Here is a 24,255-nt window from a genome sequence, read left to right on the forward strand (position 1 = left end):
GGTACGCAACGCGTTGGTCGGCGAGCCCTCCGTTTCACGGGGCAGCGCGCTTCACGAGCTTGATCGCCCCCTCCCATCTTTCGATGTGCGACAGCGCCAAGGCGGAAAACAGTGTGCGCTTGCGGGAAAACATGCCGCAATCTACGCCCGGTTCATCGCATCCGAAGGAACGCATGTTGTCTATCAAACTGGTGATCGCCGCTCTCCTATCCACGACGTTCGCCACCGCAGCAACGGCCCAGGCGCTTCCCCCGCCCGTCGCGCAACCCGGCGAGAGCAAGGACGACGCACGGCTGAAGCAACTGTTCTACGACAGCGACGAAGCGAGCCTGAAGCGCAACCCGGTCGAGGCGATTTTTCGCGGTGACCTGCGCTATGCCGACCGGCTCGGCGACTATCTGACCGATGCGTATCTGGCGGCCGAGCGTGCGGCGATCGAGCATGATCTCGCCGCGCTCAAGACGATCGATCGGACGAAGCTGACCCCGACCGACCAGATCGCCTACGACGTGTTCAAGACCCGCAACGAGACCGATCTCGCCGGCTACACGCCCGCGATCCTCAAGGTCCAGCGCGACCTGCCGATCGATCATTTCCAGGGGTTCCAGACCTTCTATCCGGACTTCGCGTCGGGCAAGGGCGCGGCGCCGTTCAAGACGCTCGTCGACTATGAGAACAACCTGAAGCGCAACGCGCAATATGCCGCGGTGATGGATCGCGCGATCGGGCTGTTCCGCCGGGGCATGAAGGACAGGATCGTCCAGCCAAAGCTGGTCGTGACGAACATGATCCACGAGTTCGACAACCTTATCGCGGAAGGCGTCGAGGGCTCGACCTTCTACGGTCCCGTAAAGACTTTCCCCGCGACGATTTCCGCAACCGACCAGACGCGGTTGAAGGCGGCGTATGCGACGCAGATCCGTGACGTCATCACGCCCGCGCACCAGCGGATGCGCGATTTCCTCGCCAAGACGTACCTGCCGGTCGCGCGCGACACGGTCGGGCTGTCCGCGCTGCCCGGTGGCGATGCCTATTACACTTATCTGATCCAGCAGCGCACGACGTTGCCCATGACCGCCGAGCAGGTCCACGAGCTGGGCCTGTCGGAGGTCGCGCGAATCCTGAAGGGGATGGAGGCGCAGAAGCAGGCGGTCGGGTTCAAGGGCGACCTCCCCGCGTTCTTCACCTTCCTGCGGACCGACAAGCAGTTCCAGCCAAGCTCGACCGCGCAGCTGAGCGACGGATATCGGGTGATCGAGAAGCGCATCTACCAGCGCATCCCAGAACAGTTCTCATTGACGCCGAAGACCGCGCTCGAGATCCGCCCGGTGCCGGCCTTCAAGGAAAAGACCGAGGCCGGGGGCTCGTACGAAGGCGGCACCCCGGACGGATCGCGGCCCGGCGTGTTCTATTACAACAGCTACGACCTGCCCTCGCGCTACATGTGGGAAATGGAGACGCTGTTCCTCCACGAGGGCGTGCCGGGGCATCATTTCCAGATCAGCCTCGCGCAGGAGAATACCGCGCTGCCGGCGTTCATGCGGTTCGGCGGCAACACCGCCTATGTCGAGGGCTGGGCGCTCTACGCGGAAAGCCTGTGGAAGGAGCTCGGCATGGAGACCGATCCGTACCAGCGGATGGGCGGGCTGAACGACGAGATGCTGCGCGCGATGCGGCTGGTCGTCGACAGCGGCATTCATGCCAAGGGTTGGACGCGCGATCGGGCGATCGAATATATGCTCGCCAATTCGCCGATGGCGCGGACAGATGCGACCGCCGAGGTCGAGCGCTACATCGCGATTCCCGGGCAGGCGCTCGCCTACAAGATCGGCCAGCTGACGATCTCGCGGACCAAGGCAAAGGCGCAGGCGGCGCTGGGCGCGAAGTTCGATCCGCGCGATTTCCACGCGCAGGTGCTCGATACCGGATCGCTGCCGATGCCGGTGCTCGAACGCAAGATCGACGCCTGGATCGCCGCTGGCGGAGGAGCGGCGAAGTGATCGCGCGTATCCTCACCGCAGTAGCCGCAGTCAGCCTGATCGCTTCACCAATCGCGGCGCAGGACAAGAAGGAGACATCGACCGTCGAGAAGAAGATCGACGACGAGGTCAAGTTCCCGCCGCTTCCCGCCGACAAGACGGTGCGTCAGTCGGCGACGATCGGCGGCCGGAGCATCGCCTACGACGCCACCATCGGCACGATTTCGGTACGCGACGACAAAGGCAAGGAGATCGGCCAGGTCGTCTACACGTCCTATGTAGCGACAGGTGGGGCTACAAACCGTCCGGTGACGTTCGCCTTCAACGGTGGCCCCGGTGCATCGTCCGTTTATCTCAACCTTGGCGCGGTCGGCCCGAAGCGCGTCCAGTTCGGAGCGCAGGGCAATGCACCGTCCGACGCGCCGATCACCACCGACAATCCCAACAGCTGGCTCGACTTCACCGATCTCGTCTTCATCGATCCGGTCGGCACGGGTTTCAGCCGGAGCCTGGTCGACGAGGACAAGACCAAGAAGGCGTTCTACGCCAACGATCCCGACATCAAGTATCTGTCGAAGGTCGTCTACGACTGGCTGGTGAAGGCCGGTCGGCTGCGCTCGCCGAAATACGTGATGGGCGAAAGCTATGGCGGCTACCGCGCGCCGCGGATCGCGTATGAACTCCAGTCCCAGATCGGCGTCGGGGTCAACGGGATCGTCATGGTCTCGCCGTACCTCGATCCCGCCTCGGGCGACGGCGCGACCGCATTGTCGCCGCTGCCCTGGATGATCGACCTGCCGTCGATGGCGGCGGCGCATCTCGAGCAACAGCACCAATTGACCCCTGCCGCGATGGTCGACGTCGAGGCTTACACGCGCGGGGCGTTCGCGACCGACCTGCTGCGCGGGCGGACCGATCCCCAGGCGGTGTCGCGGCTCGTCACCAACGTGAGCCGGCTGACGGGGCTCGATCCGGCGCTGGTGCAGAAAATGGGCGGGCGGGTCGATTCCGCCACGTTCCTGCGCGAGATCCACCGGGCAGACGGCACGATCGGCAGCGTCTATGATTCGAACGTCACCGCGTTCGATCCCTTCCCGTGGTCGGCGCAGCGCCAGTCGAACGATCCGATCCTCGACGCGCTGATCGCACCGACGACCAGCGCGATGGTCGATTTCGTCACGCGCGTGGTCGGCTGGAAGACCGACGCGCGCTATCATGCGCTGTCGTACGAGGTGAACGCGGCCTGGGATCGCGGCAAGCCCGACGACACGCCCGTCACCGACCTACGGAAAGCGATCGCCAACGATCCCAAGATGGCGGTGATGATCGTGCACGGCTGGGACGACCTGTCCTGCCCGTTCTTCGCCTCGCGGCTGATCGTGGACCAGATGCCGAGCTTCGGCGCGACCGAGCGCGTGAAGCTGAACGTCTATCCGGGCGGGCACATGTTCTACAGTCGCGAGGACAGCGGCGCTGCGTTCAAGCGTGATGCGAGGGCAATCTACGGGCTTTGAAACCAAACGCCGTAAAAGGGATGGCACCGGCCGCGCGTTGAGGGGTTCTTGCTTCGTGCCATATCGGCTGGAGAGTTAGCACCATGAAATTGATCGGAAAATTCGACACGCGGCGTGAAGCCGAGATGACCGTCGAACGGCTGGTGCAGCAGTTCGGCATCGACCGCGCAAAGGTCGTCGTCACACCGGAAGGGAGCGCAAACTCCGCAGGCATCGAGGAAGCCGGATCCGACAACGAAGCAGGCGCACCGAGCCCCGAGGCTCGGAACGATGCGGTGCTGAACGGCCGGGTCCTTGTGACGGTCGACGTACGCGACGAGACCGTTGCCGACGAAGTACGCGCGGCATTCGACGAGTTCGATGCGGCCGAGCAGGTGGCGAAGTGACCACGCCGGACACCGCAACGCACGCGAGACAGCGTGAGATGGCCACCGAACACCTGCTGTTCAAACTGATGGAATATGTCGAGGATCGCCACAGCGGCCTGCTCGACTTCATGGAAAAGAGCCTGGACCACCTCGGCGATCCGGCAACCGACGCCACGAAGGACGACGAAGCCGTCCGTCAGATCGCCCGCAAGATGATCATCGGCGCACGGAAGCAGGGGGTCGACTAGATCCAGTCGCCGATGGCTTGGAGGTGCGGACGTCGGCAAGCGTCCGCATCTCCCCGAACGTAAGCTCCCGAGAGTCGCCAGCTGGGCGTCGGCAATGCCAGCTTATTTGAGCGCCCATCGCAGCATCCGACCAGCGCCTACACCCCCGACCCGTACCGCCAGCCGCCGCCCCATCGGCATTGGCAAACCATGCATCGTTCGGGCCCAGTCCGGTAGCAGCTCCACACCCGCGTCGAGCAGTACGCGTTGCAACGGCATCGCGGATACGCTGTTTGCCGGCTGGCCCAGCAGCGTCTGCGCCACGTCGCGTGTCCGCGCGTCGCTCCGCAGCGCAGGACGCATGTCGCGCAGGTACGACGCCACGTCGCGACGGGTAGCCGGCACGTCGCGCGCGCCGAGCCGCTCGGCCAGCATCGCCATCTCGGCAAGATACGTATCCTGCCGAACAGCAGGAAAGCTCGGATCCCGGTACCGCAGATACCCGCCAAGAAAGCTGTACGCCTCCGCGACGTGCACCCAGGTCAGTAACGCTGGATCGTTCGCGGCATAGGGCGTGCCGTCCGGCAACACGCCCGTCACCCGGTCGTGGATCGATCGCACACGCGCAATTGCCGCCTCAGCAGCTTCGGTCGATCCGCGCGTCGTGATGCCGACGAACCGCGCGGTCCGTCGCAGCCGACCATGCATGTCGGCCCGAAAATTCGAATGGTCCCATACGCCAGCCAGCGCCGCCGGATGCAACATCTGCAGCAACAGCGACGATACGCCGCCGATCATCATCGCCGTAAAATCGCTATGGACCACCCAGACCGCGGACCCGGGGCCGAACAATCCGTCGTCACCAGGGGGACGGATCAACCCTGGGTCCTCGCTCATGCCACCCGGGCGCATTACCGACTGCACCTGGGCCCGGATGGCATGACGAATGGGGTTCATGCGCCTGATATAAGGTCGCTTATGGTCTTTGCACCGTCCCGCTAACGATCGGGGCATCGCACTCGCCGAGTTCGCTGCGCCTCGCCGAGCCTAACCTACCCTATCGACGGAAGATCGACGCGCCGCCCGGCCGCGGCGCGCATGTCTCACCGAGTTGGCACGGGCTCCGCGCCCGAATAATCATAGAAGCCGCGCTTGGTCTTACGCCCGAACCAGCCAGCCTCGACATACTTCACCAGCACCGGCGCCGGCCGGAACTTCGGATCACCCGTCCCCTCGAACAGCACGCGCGTGATCTCCAGGCACGTGTCGAGCCCGATGAAATCCGCCAGCGTCAGCGGCCCCATCGGATGGTTCAGCCCCAACTGGCACGCCAGGTCGATATCGCGCACGCTCGCCACGCCTTCGCCCAGCGCGAAGCATGCCTCGTTAATCATCGGCATCAGCACGCGGTTGACGATGAAGCCCGGCGCGTCGTTCGCATGCACCACCTGCTTGCCGAGCTTTTCCGCAAACGCCTCAACCGCCGCTACCGTAGCGTCCGACGTCGCCAGCCCCCGGATCAACTCGATCGGCCGCATCACCGGCACCGGGTTAAAGAAATGCACGCCCATGAACCGTGCCGGATCGGGCGCCGCCTGCGCCAGCCGCGTGATCGGGATCGACGACGTGTTCGACGCCAGGATCGCGTCCGGTCCCAGCACCTTGCCGACCTCGGTGAAGATCGCGCGCTTTACCGCTTCGCGCTCCGTCGCCGCCTCGACGACGATCGCACACTCGCCCATGTCCGCCACGCTAGCGACGGGCTCGATCAGCGCCAGCACCGCATCGCGCGCGTCCGTGCCGATCTTTTCCTTCTCGACCAGCCGCGCCAGTGCCTTGGCAATCCCCGCCTTGCCCTTGCTCGCAGCGTCCAGCGACACGTCCGCCAACAGCACACGGTATCCTGCCTGCGCCGACACCTGCGCGATCCCCGCGCCCATCTGCCCCGCACCAATCACGCCGATCGTCTGCATGTCTCTCTCCTAGATGTTTGCCCCTCCCTAGCTGCTTTTCCCCGCGCGGCCAGAGCGCTAGGCTGCAGCAATGCTATGCAAACCGATCTTTTACGCGCTTGCGTCCGTCGTCGTATTGCCCCTGGTGGCGGCCTGTTCGCCGAGCCAACCTACCCCCCGGCCCAAGGTCGAGCCGGTGCCCAAGACTGATCCGGCCCCCATCGCGCCGACAGCACATCAGGCGAGGCCCGCCACCGACTCGCACGCGACGCCGAAGCCCGGCACGCTGAAGACCTTCGCCGACTGGACCGTCGGTTGCGACAACACGCTCCGCTGTACGCTCGGATCGCTTCTTCCCGAAATGGGTGGCGGCGAGGACATGATCACGCTCAACCTGACGCGCGAGCCTGGCGCCGTGGCAAACGACGGCGGCAAAATCTCGCTGGCGTTGGAAACCCGCAACGATCAGGCCGCCACCAAGCGTCCGCCCGCCAGCTTCGCCGTCGACGGCAAACCCATCGCCCTGCGCGACGCCGCCGCGCTCGCCGCAGCGATCGCCAATGCTCAATCGCTCGAGATTCTCGACGCGAAGGGCGGCACGCTGGCCACATTATCGCTCAAGGGCGCCGCCGCCGCGCTCCGCTACGTCGACGCGCAGCAAGGCCGTGCGGGCAGCATCGACGCGATCGTCGCCAAGGGCCCCGCCCCGTCGCGCGCACCAACGCCGCCGCTTCCGATCATCGCCGCGATCGCCCCGACGGGCTCCCCGGCCAAACTCACTCCCGCGCAGATCGCAACGATGCGCAAACTCGGCACCTGCGACCTCGAAGGCTTCACCCCCGAAACGCACGCACTGGGCGGTGGAAAGTCGCTCGTCATCCTCCCCTGTTCGACCGGCGCCTACAATCTGATCGGCGCGCTCTTCATCGTCGACGGCGCCAAGATCGCCGCAGCGCAAATCGACGCCCCCTCAGGCTTCGAAGCGACCGGCGCCGACACCGGCACCCGCGTGAAAAGCGTCATCAATGGCGGCTTCGAGAACGGCGTCCTGACCAGCTACGCAAAAGGCCGCGGTCTGGGCGACTGTGGCTCGCACCAGAGCTTCGTCTGGGACGGCACCCGCTTCCGCCTGTCCGGACAAGCCGACATGGGCGAATGCCGTGGCAACATCGACTACATCGAAACGTGGCGGGCCAAAGTCGTTCGCTAAGCGGGCGGGGCCGTCGCGCGGGTATGCAAGGAAGGCTAGATCGAACGGTCTCGATCGGGCAGCGGATGCACGGGCTTGTGCGACCTGCCCTTAAGAAGCGCGATACCAACTCACCTCCCTACACAGCAGGCGTGCGACACTGCCATGCAACGATCCGCTTGGGCCCGCGATCTAAACAGGGTGTTGTTACCAAGACGCTTCGATGTTTCCGTCGTTCGGACGCGGGCATCCTTCCGTTCAGCCCCTCGCGTCGCGCAAAGCTTCCAATGCCGCCAGCTTGACCGGGTCGTCAACTGCAAGAGACTCTTCAAGATAGTAGCCATAAGATATGTTGCGCACCACCTCTTGCGCCTCACCACTGTATTCTTCCGCTATGATCGGGAACGCGTTCACGAGCTCGCGGAGAAATCTCTTGTCCATCTCTTGAAGATGGCCAGCCAAGGCTTCCATCATCTTCACGGCGGTGTCAGGGTTAAGTTCCTCGTCGCCGGTCAGTTCGAGGAACACGGCATACTCCGCGATAATTTCTGCAACCTGCATAGCGATCATGGCTTCACAACCCTTACGTGGATGTTGGTGATGCTCATCTGCTTGAGCAGTTCAGTGCCTTGGTTTTCTCAACGGGCGTGGGGACCTCCCACGTCCCGATCAGACGGTGTTGTGCTAATACCTCCGACTGCCGCAAGATCTGAGCCCGCGAGCGAGGCCTGTTTACGACAGCCCATTTTCGGTCGATCATATAATCGCCCTGAATGCCGTCAAACTTCACCGGCCGCTTCGAACCGTCGGCCATCGTCCGCATCAACGTTGGCGCCTGCCCGGCACGCGCGCCGGGCGCCGAGTCGTTATAGGACTTCCAGGGCTTGTTTGACTTGGTCGCCTCCTTGACCCAGCCGATTTGCGGCGGGTCAAAGGTTACACGCGGCTTCGCGATAGGGAATCGGTGCAATGCGGCAGCCTTGGAGAGCACCGCCCCCGGCGCTACCGCCAGTGCAACGTTCCCAGCAACCTTTCCCGTGGCGCGACCGATGTCCCGCGACGAGGCGTTGGCGACGGCATGCGCTGATGCGCAGCCTATCGGCTACAACACGCAATGCTTAACGAAGTGGTGCCGCTTACAGGACTCGAACCTGTGACCCCCGCATTACGAATGCGATGCTCTACCAGCTGAGCTAAAGCGGCCCGATGACGGGGATGTACCCGGTCGAGGGGGCGGCAACTACCAGCGGTTTTGCGGGCTGACAAGCGGTTTGCGAGTTTACTCGGTCTTTACCAGACGCGATGCACAAACGTGGCGACGATACGGGGATGTTTGGGCATGACGACGGCACGCGGCGTAGAGGGCGGACGCACAGCGGGCGTGGCTGGCGTTGCGCTTGTGGGCGCGACGGCGGGAACCGTAGATGGCGATGCGCGCGATTCGGCGGACGCGGGCGTCAACGACGTTATGTTCGATCTCGGCGGCGACGAGCGTCGGATGCATGTGCGTGCTTATAATCACTGGGTGTCGCTGCTCGACGGACACCCCTATCCGCCGATCGCGAACCTCGAGCCCGAGACGATCACCGATTTCGGCCCGCACAGCGTGCTGCTCGATTTCAGCCACGGCATGGGCGACCCGAAGATCGCGTATCTCGGTCGCGCCCTGCGCGAGGAATGCGGGCTGGAGGGGCCGATCGCGACGATCGCCGACGTGCCGAACCGGTCGTTGCTGTCGCGGCTGACCGATCATTACCTCCAGATCATCGCCAATCGCGCGCCTATCGGGTTCGAGGCGGAATTCGTCAGCAGCCGGGGGCGCACGACGCTGTACCGTGGGATCCTGATGCCGTTCGCATCGGGCGGCGAGACGATCGACTTCATCTTCGGCGTGATCAACTGGAAGGAACTCGCGGACGCCGACCTGCAGGCGATGCTGTCGGCCGAGTTGGACGCCGCCGTCCGCGCGACGCCGGAGGTCTCGGGCGACGCCGCGCAGGTCTGGGCCGATGGACCGAGCGGTGGCTTCGCGAGCGCGGCGCCGGTCATGCAGGATCTCGTGCTCGACGAACCCCTGCCCTCGGATACGCTGCCCTCGGATACGCTGCCCTCGGATACGCTGCCCTCGGGGACAGTGCCGACCGGACCGCTGGGCGAGCAACTGGCGATGGCGCGTGAAAACGCCGCGCATTTCCGTGCCGCCGAAGCCCGCAGCCGCGCCGCGCTCCACCGGGCATTGGGCCGGGCCCATGATTTTGCCGTCGCGGCCGAGCATGAAGGCGACGATCTCGCTGCCCTGCTGTCCACCGCGTGCCTGCCGGGCGAGGCTGCGGCGATGGCGCAGATCGTCAAACTCGTCTTCGGCGCCAATTTCGATGCGGGCCGACTCGCGACGTTCACCGACGTGCTGCGGCATGCCCGGCGTCTCCATGTGCCGATCGGCGGGCTGCCGAGCTTTCTCGACGGCTATGATGGCGACCTGACCGCGATCGCCACCGCGGAGCGCGCCGCGGCTTAGGTGCGGCGCAGCATATCCCTTCGCACCTGCCACAAGCCTTGAGATAGGCGAATAGCGGGCGCATAGGCCCGGACCTATGGCGAACCAATCGTTGAAAACGCTCACCGAAACCCTTGCGGGCCGGTTGACCGAACGGGCCCTTCCGGGCGAACTCAAGGACTTCGGGGCAGCGGAGGTCGCGCAGGCCGCGGCGTTCGTGGCCGCGACCGCTGCGCACCGCGACGACGGTGCGCCGGCGATCGCGATCGAGCCGATCAGTGCGGACGACACGCGGCGGCGCATGCGCCTCGCGATCGTCAACGACGACATGCCGTTCCTGGTCGATTCGATCGCTGCGGCAATCGGCGCGCAGGATATCGCGGTCGATCGGATCATCCACCCCGTCGTCCGAACGACGCGGACGCCCGATGGCACGCTGCACGCGATCGACGCGGACGGCCAGGGCGCAGGCCGCCCCGAATCGATGATCTATCTGGAGATGGAGCGCGCCGACGCACGCGACCGTCGCGGACTGATCGAGGACCTGACCGCGGTGCTGGCCGACGTCCGCGCGGCGGTGACCGACTGGCGCGCGATGCAGGCCGCGCTCGACGACGATATCGCCAAGCTGCCCGAGGGCGAAGGCGCGGCATTGCTGCAGTGGTTCCTCGACGGGCATCTTACGCTGCTCGGCCATCAGGTCTGGCATCGCGACGGCAGCAGCGGCGCGGCGCTCGGTATTGCGCGCAACGAACACCGCGTGCCGATCCTCGCCGAAGCCTCGCGTGCGCTGGCGATCGAGTGGTTCGAGGCGGGCAACGATGCGCCGTTGCTGCTGAAGTCGAATTTGATCTCGACGGTGCACCGCGCCGTGCCGCTCGACCTCGTTGTCGTGCCGGTGATGGAGGGCGCGACGGTTGCCGGGCTGTCGATCTACAGCGGCCTGTGGACCAGCGCCGCGCTGGCCGCTATGCCGCGCGACGTGCCGGTGCTGCGCACGCGCCTCGCCGCGATGAAGGCCAAGTTCGGGTTCGATCCGCGCGGTCATGCGGGCAAGGCGCTGACGCATGCGTTCACCGCGCTGCCGCACGACCTGGTGATCGCGTTCGCACCCGATGCGCTGGAAGACCTCGCGCTGACCGCGATGAGCCTCGCGGATCGGCCGCGGCCCGCGCTCGTCTTGGTCCAGTCGGCGCTCGGGCGTCATTTGTTCGGGTTCGTCTGGCTACCGCGCGACGACGTCACCACCAGCCGCCGCGTCGCGATCGGCGACATGCTGGCCGAGGCGGCGAATGCGAGCATCCTGAACTGGTCGATCGCGCTGGAGGACGGCGAGGTCGCGATGATCCGCTACACGCTCGATCTGCGCGGCGAGGGACGGATGCCCGACGCCGCGCCGCTCGCGCTCCGGTTGCAGCGGATGGTGCGCGGCTGGGTGTCCGACGTCGAGGCAGCCTTGATCGAGACGTTGCCGCCCCCGCGCGCCGCGCGGCTTGCGCTGAAATGGGCGGCCGCGTTCCCCCAGAATTACCGCAACCTCAGCACGCCTGCCGAGGCCGCCGAGGATATCCAGCGGATCGCCGCGCTGACCGACCCGGATGCGCGTGGTGTGCGTCTCGTACCCAGCGAAGCCGGCGCCGATCCGCAGCTTAAGATCTACAAGCTCGGCGGCGCGTTGCCGCTGTCCGACGCCGTCCCGGTGCTGGAGAATTTTGGCTTCCGCGTGATCGGCGAATTGCCGACGCGGTTGCGCGACGACAGCGTGCCGTTCGTGCATGATTTCGTGCTGGAGGCGAACGCCGCCGCGCAGCAGAGCGACGCGAGCATCCTGGAAGGCGCGATCGCGGCGGTGCTGGAGGGCGCGGCCGAGAATGATGCGTTCAACCGGCTGATCGTCGAACTCGGCATGCGTCCCGAGGCGATCGTGCTGTTCCGCGCGTGGTTCCGGTATCTGCGCCAGGCGGGACTTCCGTACGGGCTGACCACCGTGGTGGACGCGCTGCGACGTGCACCAAAGGTCGCCGCCGCCCTGATCGCGCGCTTCACCGCGGTCCATCATCCCGATCATCCGGGCAATGCGATCGAGGCGGACCAGGCGATCGAAGCGGGCCTCGACGCGGTCACTGCGATCGACGACGACCGTATCCTGCGCGCCTATCGCAACCTGATCGCGGCGACATTGCGCACCAACGCGTTCACGCCTGCCGCGTCGGAAGCGCTCGCGTTCAAGCTCGACAGCCATCTGATCCCCGGCCTCCCTGCCCCCGTGCCGTGGCGCGAAGTGTGGGTCTATTCGCCTCGTGTCGAAGGCATCCACCTCCGCGCCGGCCCGGTCGCGCGTGGCGGCCTGCGCTGGTCCGATCGTCGCGACGATTTTCGCACCGAGATTCTCGGGCTGATGAAGGCGCAGCGCGTCAAGAACGCCGTCATCGTGCCGACCGGTGCGAAGGGTGGCTTCTATCCAAAACAACTCCCTGCCCCGTCGAACCGCGATGCATGGTTGGCCGAGGGCACCGAGAGCTACCGGATCTTCATCCGCACCTTGCTGTCGATCACCGACAACATCGTCGAGGGCAAGGTGGTCCATCCCGACGGCGTGACGATCCTCGACGGCGAGGACCCGTATTTCGTGGTCGCCGCCGACAAGGGCACCGCGACGTTCAGCGACGTGGCGAACGCGCTCGCACTCGAACGCGGCTATTGGCTGGGCGACGCGTTCGCCTCCGGTGGCTCGGTCGGCTACGACCACAAGGCGATGGGGATCACTGCCAAGGGCGCGTGGCTCAGCGTGCAGCGGCACTTCGCCGAACGCGGCCTCGACGTGCAGAGCGAGAGCATCACCGTCGTCGGTTGCGGCGACATGTCGGGCGACGTGTTCGGCAACGGCATGCTGCTATCGAAGACGCTGAAGGTCATCGCGGCGTTCGATCACCGCCACATCTTCCTCGATCCCGATCCCGATCCCGCGACCAGCTGGGACGAGCGCAACCGGATGTTCGCGCTGCCGCGGTCGAGCTGGGCAGATTACGACACCGCGCTCATCTCGAAGGGCGGCGGCGTGTTCGCGCGCACCGACAAGGTCGTGAAACTCTCGCCGGAAGTCCAAGCTGCGCTCGGCGTGACCGTGAGCGAGATGGAGCCCGGCGCACTGATCTCTGCGATCCTCAAGGCGCCGGCCGACCTGCTCTGGTTCGGCGGCATCGGCACCTATGTGAAGGCCGCGTCCGAGGCGAACGTCGCGGTCGGCGATCCGGCCAACGACCGGTTGCGCGTCAATGCCGAGGATTTGCGCGTGATCGCGATCGGCGAGGGCGCGAACCTGGGCGTCACGCAGGCGGCGCGCATCGCGTTCTCGGCGCGCGGCGGGCGGATCAACACCGACTTCATCGACAATTCGGCAGGCGTCGACTGCTCGGATAACGAGGTGAACATCAAGATCGCGCTCAACCGCGAGATGATCGAGGGGCGCCTGGGGTACGAGGACCGCAATACGCTGCTCGCCAGCATGACCGACGACGTCGCGCATCTGGTGCTGGAGGACAACCGCCTCCAGACGCTCGCGCTGTCGATAGCCGAGGCGGACGGCGCGGTCGCGGTGCCGAGCTATGTGCGCGTGATCGAGATATTCGAGGGCGCGGGCCGGCTCGATCGGGCGGTCGAGGGGCTCGCGTCGAACGACATCCTGCTCCGTCGCGGACAGGACGGGCTGGGCCTTACGCGTCCCGAACTCGCCGTGCTGCTGGCAACCGCCAAGCTCGGGTTGCAGGATGCGATCGAGCATGGCGACATCGCCAAGGACGATGCGCTCAAGCCCGATCTGCACGCCGCTTTCCCGGCGGCGATGCGCGAGCGTTTCGCGACGGCAATCGACGAGCACCGGCTGCGGCCCGAGATCGTCGCGACCAAGCTCGCCAACCGAATCGTCAACCGGCTGGGGATCCTCTACCCGTTCGAGCTGGCGGAAGAGGAAGGCGCGGCGATGGGCGATATCGCGGCGATGTTCGTCGTCGCCGAACGCCTGTTCGACCTACCCGCCTTGTGGGCGGAGATCGAGACGGCGGTGATGCCCGAGGCGGCGCGGATCGCGCTGTTCGACGAGGTGGCGGTCGCGACCCGCTCGCAGATCGCCGATCTGTTGCGCGTGTCGGCGCCGGGCACTGCGCCGGGCGACGTGCTCGCACGGCTGGCAAAGGGGATCACGCAGCTCGACAGCCAGACCGCGGCATTGCTGCTCGAAGAGGCGAGCGCGCAGAGCAGCCGCATCGCGGGCCAGCTCGAAGCGGTCGGCGCGCCCGGTGATCTTGTGCGGAAGGTTGTCCGCCTGTTCGAGATGGATGGCGCGGTCGGGCTGGCCGATCTTGGGCAGCGGATGGCGCTCGACGAGGCGGTCCTCACGCGCGCGTTCACGCATCTCGGGCAGGCGCTGGGGCTGGATTGGGCGCAGGCGAACGCGGCGCGGATCAGCCCGACCGATCCTTGGGAGCGGTTGCTGATCGCCGGTCTCGCGCGTGATTTCCAGCAGTTGCGGCTGGAGTTCCTGGCGCGCCGCGGGGCGCAGGATCCGCAGGGTGCGGTGGAGGCTTGGCTGCTGGCGAACGCCACCCGCGTCGCGCAGTTCAAGGCAGTCATCGACCGCGCGCGTCATGCGGCGGTTCCCAACGCGGCGATGCTGGCGCAGATCGCCGGGCAAGCGCGCGTGTTGTTGGGGCGGTAAACCCTTCTCCCTTCAGGGGAGAGGGAGGGGCCCGCGCGCGCTTGCGCGTGAGAGGGTGAGGGCACGCCAGCCAAGGCACGTGCCCTCACCCTCCCGTCGCAAGAGCTCCTCCTTCCCTCTCCCCTAAGGGAGAGGGAAAGCTTATGCCGCGCGTCGTGCTGCCAGTTCCGCCTTCCACCCACGCGCACGCCACCACATGATCACTCCGGTCACCGCCAGCACGGCCGGCAAGATCCCGCCCAGAAAAATGATCGCCTGCCACAGCGCGCCCATGTCGGTGCCATCGTGGATCCGTCGCATCCACCGCGCTACGCCACCCTGAGGTCGCGCGGGTGCCGCGGTCGCGCCGCCGGTGTCGTCGGCCACCTTCACGCCGATCGGCGAGCCCCTACCCTGAAACGTAACTGTCCAATCGGCGCTGAGGCTGGTCGGCCACGCGACGCTCCGCAACGGTGCATTATCGACGATACCCCGCGCCTTGCCGATCGCCACCGCCAGCGGCTGCGCGGGCGACGCCAAGGGCCGCGCCCGCATTATCGCTCCACGATCGGGCCCGCTTCTCGGCCGCAATGCCTCGCCCGTGATCTTCCCGAAGAACTGCGGAAACGAAATCCACGCGCCGGTCAGCGACAGCACGAACAGCGGTAGCGCGATCCAGAAGCCAAACAGATGGTGCAGGTTGGTCTCGACGTCGCGGTGCCGCCTGAACCGAAGCCCGCGCGTCCATTTGCCGACCGTCGGCCACCACAGCCAGAGCCCGGTGAAGCACGACACCATCATCGCCACGCCGATCCAGCCGACGATCGAGCGGCCGACGCCGGGCAGTTGCAGGCTCCCGTGCAGGACATGGAGGAACCGGACGAGCCCGCCGTTCGACGGCGACACCTCCAGCACGCGCGCGGTCGGCGGATCGAGATACACCATCGTTCGTTGCGGCGGCCCCGGCCGGGAAGGCGCACTGACCGCGCTTGCAGCGACGATCACGGGGCCGCCGTCTTCGGGCATCGTCAGCGTCGCGATCCGCTCGCCATGTTTTAGCACCGCGCGCGCCGCCGCGACATAGCTGTCGGGCCCGACCACGGTCTTTCCGGTAACTGCATAGCGCGCCGGATCGACGATCCGGTCGAGCGCGTCGTGCCACACCAGCGCCGCGCCGCTCAGCGACAGCGGAATGATCAGGATCGCCAGCGCCAGCCCGATCCACTTGTGGACCTGGAACCACGCCCGTCGCATCGCCAGCTTGCTCATTATCTACTCCCCAAGGGCGTGGAGCGTGGCATGGGGACTAGGCGCAAGTCCACAACCGTCGCCCCACATGCAACTGCTCCCCTCCCTGGAAGGGAGGGGTTGGGGGTGGGTCGGCCGGCTTTGGTCGCGACGTCTGGACATGCGGAAACCGACCCACCCCCGGCCCCTCCCTTCCAGGGAGGGGAGCAGAAGGGATCAAGCGTCGGCCCAGCGGCGCAGGAGGTTGTGATACACCCCTGTCAGCCGCACGGTCGCCGGATCGCCCTGGCCTTGTGTGGCCGCGACCGCTTGCACGCCCTGATCCAGATCGAACAGGATCCGCCGCGCACCGTCGTCGCGGACCATCGACTGCAGCCAGAAGAACGACGCGGTGCGGACTCCTCGAGTGACTGGCGTGACGCGGTGCAGGCTCGACGCCGGATACAACACCATATGCCCCGCAGGCAGCTTGACGCTCTGCGGCCCGAACTGATCCTCGATCACCAGTTCGCCGCCGTCATAGGTCTCGGGATCGGCGAGGAAGAGCGTTGCGGACAGGTCGCTGCGGATACGAAAGTCGGTGCCGCGCTTCATCCGGATCGCGTTGTCGATGTGAAGCCCGAAATCCTGTCCGCCAGCGTACCGGTTGAACAGCGGCGGGAACACTTTCAGCGGAAGCGCGGCCGCAACGAACAGCGCGGACCGGCCGAGCGCGTCGAGGATTATCCCGCCAGCCTGCTGCGCGGCCGCCGAATCCTCGGGCAATTGCTCGTTCCGCTTGGCCAGCGCAGATTGCGGCCCCGACGTGGCATTGCCGTCGATCCAGTCCGCCGCGTCGATCAGCGCGCGGACACGGGTGACGCCGGCAGCATCGAGGACGTCGGGGATCGCGATCAACATGGCATCACTCTAGAATGCGGCGGCGATACCGGCAAACTGCCCGCACCGCCGCCGAGCCTCACAGGCTGTAGAACAGCGTCAACCGCACCGAGCGCGCCTCGCCCGGCGTCGCCCAGCCATTGTTGCGGATGCCGGTGTAATATTTCTCGTTGGTGAAGTTCTGCACGTTGAGCTGCGCGGTCAGCCCGTTGCCGACGGTGTAGGACAGGAACGCGCGATGCGTCAGGTAATCCGCCGAATGGAACACCGGCGTCACCACCGTCGTCGGCGCGAGCGGGGTGGCCAAGGCACTCTGGTTCAACGGGAACGCACCCTGATAGGTCAGGCCGTAGCCCAGCTGCAGGCCAAACGGCAGCGTGTAGGTCGCGAACATGCTACCCGAATGCTTGGGCGTATTGGCGAGCGCCTGCCCTGCCTGCGTATCGAGGATCGCGGCCGAGTTGCCACAGGCGTTGGTCGTCGTCGTGGTCGTACGCACCGGACCCGGATTGGCGAGACAGAAGTTCGAGACGCTCTGGATGATCTTCGCCTTGAGATACGTGTAGTTGGCGAAGATCGAGAAGGCATGCGAAATGCTGCCGCTCGCGCCCAGCGCAATTCCGTCGACGCGCGAACGGCCGTCGTTGACGCCGAGCGTCGTGACGATCGGGTCATTCGTGGCGACGCGGTAGTTGGTGCGCTCGTTACGGAACACCGCCGCGGTCAGTTGCAGCTTGCGCGAGAACAGGTCGGCCTTCGCGCCCAGTTCGTAGTTCACCGCCTTTTCCGGCTTTACGTCGCACGGGTCGAGCTGTCCCGCGGGCGCATTGATCAACGTACCGCAACCGAGTCGAACGGTCGCAGACGTTGGCGTGGTGGCGTTGCCGTACGATGCGTACAGGCTGACGGTCTCGATCGGCTTGAAGTTGATGCCGCCCCGGTACGAGAACAGCGTCTCGTCACTCGTCTGGTTCAGGCCGCGCGCATAGGTGCCAAGCGTCGCGTCGGGTACGACCGAGAAGGTATCGGCGCGGAAGCGGCCCTTGGCATGTTCGTAGCGCAGGCCGAAATTGACCTCGATCTGCGGGATCACCTTGATCGTGTCGAACGCGTAGACGGCGGCGTTGCTGGTGGTGCCTTGCGAACGGCCGGCCTGGATAAAGTTGAACGGGCCGGTGTAGTCGGTGTTCGGATTGGCGAGGTTAATTGGCGACTGGGGTACCGTCGCACCGGTCGCGGTACGCAGCGTGTTGCCCGTGACGATCGTGTAATCTTCCTGCGAGATCGACGCGCCGAGGACAAGCGTATGCTCCAGCCCGGCAGTATCGAAGACCGAACGGAGATCGGTCTGGTTATAGAGGATCTGGTTCTCCTGGTTCCGTACGAAGCCGCGCGGGCCACTTGGATAATAGGAACCGGGTGTGGCCTGGCCAGCCGCACATGTGAGCGGCGTGGTCGCGACGTTGGTCAAGGGAAGCGGCTGGAACCCGGTCGACAGGCAGAACACCCCCTGCGGCGCGCTCGTCAGAGAGTCCTGCTGCACGCGCTGCCAGCGGCTGAGGTTGCGGATCGAGACCTTGTCGGAGAAGCTGTGGCTGACCGTCGCGGTCGCCTGATCGACGGTGATGTCCTGCTTGTCGAGGTTCCGGATGCCGTAATAGCCAGAGTTGTCGGCCCCCGGCAGCGGCCCGTTATTCACCGCATTGCGGAAATAGGGCACGCCGTAGACGGGGACGTTCTCGTCCTCCTGATGCAGATATTGCAGCGTCAGGCTCGTCGGGCCCTCGATGCCGACGGTCAGCGACGGGGCAACCGCCCAACGCTTGTTGTTCTCGACGTCGCGGCCGGGAATGTCGTTCTTGTGCGCGACTGCGTTCAGGCGGACCGCGACCAAGTCACTGACACGGACGTTCGAGTCGAGCGTCGTGCGGTAGTAATCGTCGGTGCCGACGCCGCCCGACACGACCGTCAGCGTCTCCGCCTGCGGGCGCTTCGTGATGAGGTTGATCGTACCGCCGACCGAACCGCCGCCGCCGAACACGCTGTTCGCGCCGTTATAGACCTCGACCTGTTGCAGGTTGAACGTCTCGCTGCGGCTATACTGCGCGCTGTCGCGGACGCCGTCGATCGTGATGTCGTTGTTGGCGGAATAGCCGCGCAGGTTGATGCTGTCGCCATAGCCGCCGCCACCTTCGCCCGCGCCGAAGGTGATGCCCGGAATCGTCTGCAAAACGTCGCGCAAGGTCAGAAGGTTCTGCTTGCGGATCGTCTGGTCGCCGATGATCGTGACGGTCTGCGTGGTGTCGAGCAGGCTGCGCGTGGCCTTCGGGCTCTCCAGCGTCGTCGCGGGCACGGTTTTGCCGTTGACGACGATCTCGTCGCGAACGAGCTGTTTATCCTGGTCGTCGACCGCATAAGTCTTCGCGGAATCAGCAGGTTTATCGGCCGCGTAGGCGGGGGCGCTGGCGATGAATCCTACGCAGGACAGCGCGAGAAATGCAGGCGCGGCAGACGAACGCGACGAGAAACCAGACATGCGAAACCCCTTATTGTTGCGGGTTCGCTATTGAGACTCGTTCTCACTGTCAATGCTATTGCGACTGATTCTCATGCGGCATTCGAGAATAGCCATGATCTCAAGGCGCTAGCCAGATTGGGCGGATCGTCGGCTACGATGCGGATCGCGTCGATCTCCGCGACGAGTGCAGACAGGGGCAATGAAAGACGCGTCGCAGCGGCCTCTAGCGCTTGCCAGAAGACCGGTTCGAGGCTGATTGAGGTCTGGTGGCCGGCGATCGTGATCGAGCGTTTGACGGGTCCGTGGAACCCACCCGCAGGCGGCGTAACACCACCGCCCGCGGTCACCAGCGTATCATTCGGTGTCGAACAGCGACGCCAGCTGTTCGATGATCGTCCCGCCGAGCTGTTCGACGTCCATGATCGTCACGGCACGCGCGTAATAGCGGGTGACGTCGTGGCCTATGCCGATCGCGACCAGCTCGACCGGCGACTTGCTCTCGATCCAGCCGATCACCTGGCGCAGATGGCGTTCGAGATACGAGCCCGAGTTCACGCTGAGCGTCGAATCGTCGACCGGCGCGCCGTCGCTGATCACCATCAGGATGCGGCGTTCCTCGGGCCGCGCGACCAGCCGGGCATGCGCCCACATCAGCGCCTCGCCGTCGATATTCTCCTTCAGCAGCCCCTCGCGCATCATGAGGCCCAGCGAGTTGCGCGCGCGGCGCCACGGCTCGTCGGCGCGCTTGTAGACGATGTGGCGGATGTCGTTGAGCCGCCCCGGCTGCGGCGGACGCCCGGCGGCCAGCCATGTCTCGCGACTCTGCCCGCCCTTCCACGCACGCGTCGTGAAGCCGAGGATCTCGGTCTTCACGCCGCACCGCTCCAGCGTGCGCGCGAGGATGTCCGCGCTGATCGCCGCGATCGAGATAGGGCGACCACGCATCGACCCCGAATTGTCGATCAGCAGCGTCACGACCGTATCGCGGAAGTCGGTCTCGCGTTCGGCCTTGTAGCTTAGCGACAGAGTCGGGTTGACGATCACGCGTGCGAGCCGCGCCGCATCGAGGATGCCCTCCTCCTGGTCGAAATCCCACGACCGCGACTGTTGTGCCATCAGCCGCCGCTGGAGCCGGTTGGCGAGCTTCGACACGGTCGATTGCAGGTGCACCAGCTGCTGGTCGAGATAACCGCGTAGGCGCGCGAGTTCATCGGCGTCGCACAGCTCGGTGGCGGCGATCACCTCGTCGAACTGGGTCGTCCACGGCTTGTAGTCGAACGCGCCGCCCATGTCCGCGAAGGGACGGTTCGGGCGGACCGGCTGCATGCCTTCCTCGCCGTCGTCGCCGGGCTCGCCGTCGATGTCGTCCATCGACTCGTCGCTCTGATCCTGGCCGTCGCTTTCCTCGTTCTGCTGCTCGGCCTGTTCGCCGCGCGCCTCGACTTCGCCCTGGCCGTCCTCGCCCTGGTCGTCGCCTTCGTCGCCCTCGTCCTGCTGCTGCTCGTCGGTGCCCTCGTCCTCGGAGCCGCCTTCGTCGCTCTCCTCGGGGACCTGATCGCCCTCGACCAGCTCCAGTTCCTGCAGCATCTTCCGCGCGAGACCCTGGAACGCCTTCTGGTCGTCGAGCGCATAGGCCAACGCGTCTAGGTCGGTCTTGCTCTCGATCCACTCGCGGACCAGCGCGAGGCCGGGCGCGGCGATCGCGGGTGATTCCTGCCCGGTCAGCCGCTCGCGCACCATCAGGCCGAGCGCGGTCGACAGCGGCACTTCGTCACGGTTGCGCGCGCGCGTGATCGGGTCTGCGCGCAGCCGCACGTCGAGCGCACTGTTGAGATTGTCCGAAATTCCCAGATAGCCGCGTCCGCCGAGCGCCTCGACGCGGGCGTTCTCCACGGAATCGAACACCGCCCGAGCCACCGCTTCAACGGGCGCCGCACGGTTGTGCAACGCGATGTCGTGATGCTTCAATCGTAGTGCGAACCCGTCGGCAAAGCCGCGCGCTTCCGCCACCTGCTCGGCCGGTAGAGCACGCGCGGGCATAGGCACCTTGATGTGCTTGCCGCTTTGCGCCGGAGCATCCGCGGTGAAGGCGAGCTCGACCTCCGGCTCCTCCGCGATCGCACGCGCGGTACCGGCAAGGACCGCCTTGAAGCGATCGAGAGGGGTTTCGTTGGCCAAAGGCTCAGGCCTTACCCACCACGCTCTCGGGAAGGTCCTTGCCGAACACGCGCTGGTAATATTCGGCAACCAGTGGCCGTTCCGCCTCGTCGCACTTGTTGAGGAATGACAGGCGGAACGCGAAGCCGACGTCGCCGAAGATCAGCGCGTTCTGTGCCCAGGTGATGACCGTACGCGGGCTCATCACGGTCGAGATGTCGCCGTTGACGAACCCCTTGCGGGTCATGTCCGCCACCCGCACCATGTTCTCGACGACCTTCTTGCCGTCGGGCTTGTCGTATTCGCCCGACTTGGCGAGCACGATCTGCGCCTCGACCTTGGCGGGCAGATAGTTGAGCGTCACGACGATGTTCCAGCGGTCCATCTGGCCCTGGTTGATCTGCTGCGTGCCATGATACAGCCCGCTCGTATCGCCCAAGCCGACCGTGTTGGCGGTCGCGAACAGGCGGAACCACGGGTTCGGGCGGATCACGCGGTTCTGGTCGAGCAGCGTCAGCTTGCCCTCGGTCTCCAGCACACGCTGGATCACGAACATCACGTCCGGGCGGCCTGCGTCGTATTCGTCGAACACGAGCGCGGTCGGGGTCTGCAACGCCCAGGGCAGCAGGCCTTCGCGGAACTCGGTGATCTGCTGGCCGTCCTTCAGCACGATCGCGTCGCGGCCGATCAGGTCGATACGGCTGATATGCGCGTCGAGGTTGATGCGGATGCATGGCCATTTCAGACGCGCCGCAACCTGCTCGATATGCGTGGACTTGCCGGTGCCGTGATAGCCCTGGACCATCACGCGGCGATTATGCGCAAAGCCCGCCAGCACGGCGAGCGTCGTGTCCGCATCGAAGACGTACGCCGGATCGAGATCGGGCACGCGCTCGTCGGCTTCGGAGAAGGCCGGGACTTCCATGTCGGAATCGATCCCGAACATCTCGCGCACCTTCACCATGCGGTCGGGGGCGTCGAGGATCGTGGTCTCGCGGCTGTCGGGCTGGGTATTCGGGATATCGGTCATGTTGGCCTCGTGTTCCCGGTAGCTCTAGGCCAAGCGCGGGCTGTTACTCAACCGCCCGCTGTACGAATGCGCGGATGAGTAACGTGGATGAACTGGACGAACCGCCCGGCCGAAGACGAGTTCCCCCGCAGAGAGCAGCGATTTATCGATCACAGTAATATCGGTCGCCCCTTTCTCCGTCATCCCAGCGAAGGCTGGGATCCAGAGCAACGATCGACATCCTGCTTGGCTCTGGATCCTGGGTCGAGCCCAGGATGACGACGTGGTTACGCGAACGCGGCGGCGCCCTTCAGATGCTGGTAGGCCGCGATCACCTTCTGCAATTCCGATTCATGCGCGCGGTCGCCGCCGTTGCGGTCAGGGTGGTAGCGCCGGACGAGTTCGCTGTAGCGTTTGCGGAGCTGTGTCCGGTCGGTGTCCGTACCCAATCCGAGCACGCGCAGCGAGCGGCGCTCGCCATCGGACAGCACGCGGCCGTCCTTGCGCGCCGCCGCCATGCGCTCGCCAAACCGTGCACCGATGGCATCGATCGGATCGGCGAAGTCCGCCCATTTCGGCGGGGTGTCGCCGCCGCCGTGCGCGAACGCCCGCGTCTCACGTTCCCAGCCCGCCATCGGCCGCTGGGCATAGTGGATTTCATCAGCGGTCATCCCGTCGAAGAAATTATAGCCGGAGTTGAACGCACGGACATGCTCGAGGCAGAACCAGCGGAACTGCGGCGGGCCGCTGTCGCTCGGGCCTTCCAAAGGTGGCGCGCGAAATTCGCCAGGCTCCTTGCAGTCGCGCCACATGCAGACGCGGCCCGTCCCTTCCACGCGGCCGTGAAACCGTGGGCTGGGGCGTTCCTTCCGCTCTTTTCGATCGTCGTCCGCCACCGGCTCCCCGCGCTTCCAAAACGGGCTATATAGGGACCATGACAGACCTCGCCACCGGCTCCGTTCAGGACCAGATCACCGCCCGCCTCACGGCGACCCTCGCCCCGACGCACCTGACCGTCGTCAACGAGAGCGGCCTTCATGCCGGCCATATGGGCGACGACGGCACCGGCGAGACGCATTTCCGGGTCGAGGTGGAAACGCCGAAGTTCGAGGGGCTTAACCGAGTGGCCCGCCAGCGGCTGGTGAACCAAGCGCTGGCCGATCTGTTGAGCACGCAGATCCATGCGCTCGCCATCAAGGCCCGCGCGCCCGGGGAAATCTGATGGCGTATAAGCTCTGGTATTGGCCCTCGCTGCAGGGGCGCGGCGAGTTCGTCCGCCTCGCGCTCGAAGGCGCGGAGATTGCGTATGAGGATTGCGCGCGAGCGGTGGGCGAGGACGGGTTGATGGCCGATCTCAACGACCGCACCGGCCGGACGCCGTTCGCGCCGCCCTATCTGGAGCTGGACGGTCTGGTGATCGCGCAGGTCGCCAACATCCTGATGTATCTCGGCGAGCGCCACGGCCTCGCGCCGTCGGCCATGGCGGACCGGCTCTGGCTCAACCAGCTCCAGCTGACGATCGCCGACCTCGTCGCGGAGGTCCACAACGTCCACCATCCTGTCGCGATGATGGACTATTACGACGACCAGAAACCCGAAGCCGCGCGGGCCGCCAAGCAGTTCCGCGAAGAGCGGATGCCGAAATATCTCGGTCATTTCGAGGATGCGGCGCAGGCCAATCCGGGCGATTGGCTGATCGATCACAAGTGGAGCTATGCCGACACCTCGCTGTTCCAGCTGGTCGAGGGGCTGCGGTACATGTTCCCCAAGCGGATGAAGACGCTCGAGTCCGAGTACCCGAACCTCGTCCGCCTCCACGATCAGGTCGCCGAGCTGCCGGGGATCAAGGCGTATCTGAGAAGCGATCGGCGTCTCGCCTTCAGCACCGACGGCATCTTCCGCGCCTATCCCGAGCTCGACGCCGTATGAGTTTTGGCAGCATCCCCACACCCAGCACCTCCCCGGCGAAGGCCGGGGTCCAGTTGGGAGACAGGGGTAACGATGGACGGCCCTTCGCCATATCGA

19 protein-coding genes and 1 tRNA gene are annotated in these 24,255 nt (G+C 65.7%); 9 read left to right on the plus strand and 11 right to left on the minus strand.

Going from position 1 to position 24,255, the window contains the following annotated elements; translation table 11 throughout:
- Nucleotides 1-173: 173 nt before the first annotated feature.
- The 4 genes from QFZ54_RS11845 to QFZ54_RS11860 all read left to right on the plus strand — a co-directional run bounded on the left by QFZ54_RS11845 (nt 174) and on the right by QFZ54_RS11860 (nt 4,109).
- Nucleotides 174-2,000 carry a DUF885 domain-containing protein gene (locus tag QFZ54_RS11845; RefSeq protein WP_307087320.1) on the plus strand — a complete coding sequence of 609 codons (1,827 nt, stop codon included), beginning with the start codon at nt 174-176 and terminating at the stop codon, nt 1,998-2,000.
- On the plus strand, nt 2,000-3,493 hold the full coding sequence (locus tag QFZ54_RS11850) for a S10 family peptidase (RefSeq protein ID WP_373458597.1): 1,494 nt from the start codon (nt 2,000-2,002) through the stop codon (nt 3,491-3,493). The genes QFZ54_RS11845 and QFZ54_RS11850 overlap by 1 nt, the downstream gene beginning before the upstream one ends.
- 83 nt (nt 3,494-3,576) lie before the next feature.
- A complete protein-coding gene (locus QFZ54_RS11855) occupies nt 3,577-3,879 on the plus strand; it encodes a hypothetical protein (RefSeq protein ID WP_307087324.1) in 303 nt (100 codons plus the stop codon).
- A 38-nt stretch (nt 3,880-3,917) separates the two neighbouring features.
- Entirely contained in the window at nt 3,918-4,109 is a 192-nt protein-coding gene (locus QFZ54_RS11860) for a hypothetical protein (protein WP_307087326.1), read from the plus strand.
- 102 nt (nt 4,110-4,211) lie between these two features.
- Here the strand turns inward: QFZ54_RS11860 and QFZ54_RS11865 are convergent, their stop codons facing one another.
- Nucleotides 4,212-4,967, minus strand: a complete 756-nt coding sequence (locus QFZ54_RS11865; protein ID WP_307087328.1) for an oxygenase MpaB family protein — start codon at nt 4,965-4,967, stop codon at nt 4,212-4,214.
- A 224-nt stretch (nt 4,968-5,191) separates the two neighbouring features.
- Complete coding sequence (locus QFZ54_RS11870) at nt 5,192-6,061, minus strand: 3-hydroxyacyl-CoA dehydrogenase NAD-binding domain-containing protein (RefSeq protein ID WP_307087330.1); 870 nt, start codon at nt 6,059-6,061, stop codon at nt 5,192-5,194.
- 175 nt (nt 6,062-6,236) lie between these two features.
- Between QFZ54_RS11870 and QFZ54_RS11875 the strand changes: the two genes are divergently transcribed.
- On the plus strand, nt 6,237-7,250 hold the full coding sequence (locus tag QFZ54_RS11875; RefSeq protein WP_307087332.1) for a DUF1176 domain-containing protein: 1,014 nt from the start codon (nt 6,237-6,239) through the stop codon (nt 7,248-7,250).
- A gap of 237 nt (nt 7,251-7,487) precedes the next feature.
- Here the strand turns inward: QFZ54_RS11875 and QFZ54_RS11880 are convergent, their stop codons facing one another.
- On the minus strand, nt 7,488-7,799 hold the full coding sequence (locus tag QFZ54_RS11880) for a hypothetical protein (RefSeq protein ID WP_307087333.1): 312 nt from the start codon (nt 7,797-7,799) through the stop codon (nt 7,488-7,490).
- A 557-nt stretch (nt 7,800-8,356) separates the two neighbouring features.
- Nucleotides 8,357-8,432, minus strand: a tRNA-Thr gene (locus QFZ54_RS11885).
- A 136-nt stretch (nt 8,433-8,568) separates the two neighbouring features.
- Between QFZ54_RS11885 and QFZ54_RS11890 the strand changes: the two genes are divergently transcribed.
- Together QFZ54_RS11890 and QFZ54_RS11895 are read left to right on the plus strand one after the other, a co-directional pair.
- The gene (locus QFZ54_RS11890; protein ID WP_307087335.1) at nt 8,569-9,747 is read left to right on the plus strand and encodes a PAS domain-containing protein; all 1,179 of its coding nucleotides are present in this window, start codon (nt 8,569-8,571) and stop codon (nt 9,745-9,747) included.
- Nucleotides 9,748-9,823: 76 nt separating this feature from the next.
- On the plus strand, nt 9,824-14,440 hold the full coding sequence (locus QFZ54_RS11895) for an NAD-glutamate dehydrogenase (protein WP_307087337.1): 4,617 nt from the start codon (nt 9,824-9,826) through the stop codon (nt 14,438-14,440).
- Nucleotides 14,441-14,581: 141 nt separating this feature from the next.
- Here the strand turns inward: QFZ54_RS11895 and QFZ54_RS11900 are convergent, their stop codons facing one another.
- The 7 genes from QFZ54_RS11900 to QFZ54_RS11930 all read right to left on the minus strand — a co-directional run bounded on the left by QFZ54_RS11900 (nt 14,582) and on the right by QFZ54_RS11930 (nt 23,042).
- Complete coding sequence (locus QFZ54_RS11900; protein WP_307087340.1) at nt 14,582-15,688, minus strand: PepSY-associated TM helix domain-containing protein; 1,107 nt, start codon at nt 15,686-15,688, stop codon at nt 14,582-14,584.
- Between the two features lie 195 nt (nt 15,689-15,883).
- Entirely contained in the window at nt 15,884-16,567 is a 684-nt protein-coding gene (locus tag QFZ54_RS11905) for a Fe2+-dependent dioxygenase (RefSeq protein WP_307087342.1), read from the minus strand.
- Between the two features lie 58 nt (nt 16,568-16,625).
- Nucleotides 16,626-19,082 carry a TonB-dependent receptor gene (locus QFZ54_RS11910; protein ID WP_307087345.1) on the minus strand — a complete coding sequence of 819 codons (2,457 nt, stop codon included), beginning with the start codon at nt 19,080-19,082 and terminating at the stop codon, nt 16,626-16,628.
- A gap of 71 nt (nt 19,083-19,153) precedes the next feature.
- Complete coding sequence (locus tag QFZ54_RS11915) at nt 19,154-19,411, minus strand: ribbon-helix-helix domain-containing protein (RefSeq protein ID WP_307087347.1); 258 nt, start codon at nt 19,409-19,411, stop codon at nt 19,154-19,156.
- Nucleotides 19,412-19,418: 7 nt separating this feature from the next.
- Nucleotides 19,419-21,242, minus strand: a complete 1,824-nt coding sequence (cobT, locus tag QFZ54_RS11920) for a cobaltochelatase subunit CobT (RefSeq protein ID WP_307087348.1) — start codon at nt 21,240-21,242, stop codon at nt 19,419-19,421.
- Nucleotides 21,243-21,246: 4 nt separating this feature from the next.
- Nucleotides 21,247-22,251 (minus strand): cobaltochelatase subunit CobS, encoded by a 1,005-nt coding sequence (cobS, locus tag QFZ54_RS11925; protein WP_055874633.1) that lies wholly within the window; start codon nt 22,249-22,251, stop codon nt 21,247-21,249.
- A 266-nt stretch (nt 22,252-22,517) separates the two neighbouring features.
- A complete protein-coding gene (locus QFZ54_RS11930; protein WP_307089424.1) occupies nt 22,518-23,042 on the minus strand; it encodes a J domain-containing protein in 525 nt (174 codons plus the stop codon).
- A gap of 122 nt (nt 23,043-23,164) precedes the next feature.
- Between QFZ54_RS11930 and QFZ54_RS11935 the strand changes: the two genes are divergently transcribed.
- Together QFZ54_RS11935 and QFZ54_RS11940 are read left to right on the plus strand one after the other, a co-directional pair.
- Entirely contained in the window at nt 23,165-23,452 is a 288-nt protein-coding gene (locus QFZ54_RS11935; RefSeq protein ID WP_307087354.1) for a BolA family protein, read from the plus strand.
- Nucleotides 23,452-24,159: a glutathione S-transferase gene (locus QFZ54_RS11940; protein ID WP_307087356.1), complete on the plus strand. Its 708-nt coding sequence runs from the start codon at nt 23,452-23,454 to the stop codon at nt 24,157-24,159. The genes QFZ54_RS11935 and QFZ54_RS11940 overlap by 1 nt, the downstream gene beginning before the upstream one ends.
- The last annotated feature ends 96 nt before the right edge of the window (nt 24,160-24,255 follow it).

Source organism: Sphingomonas faeni (assembly GCF_030817315.1).
In the GTDB taxonomy this organism is placed as follows: Bacteria; Pseudomonadota; Alphaproteobacteria; order Sphingomonadales; family Sphingomonadaceae; genus Sphingomonas; species Sphingomonas faeni_C.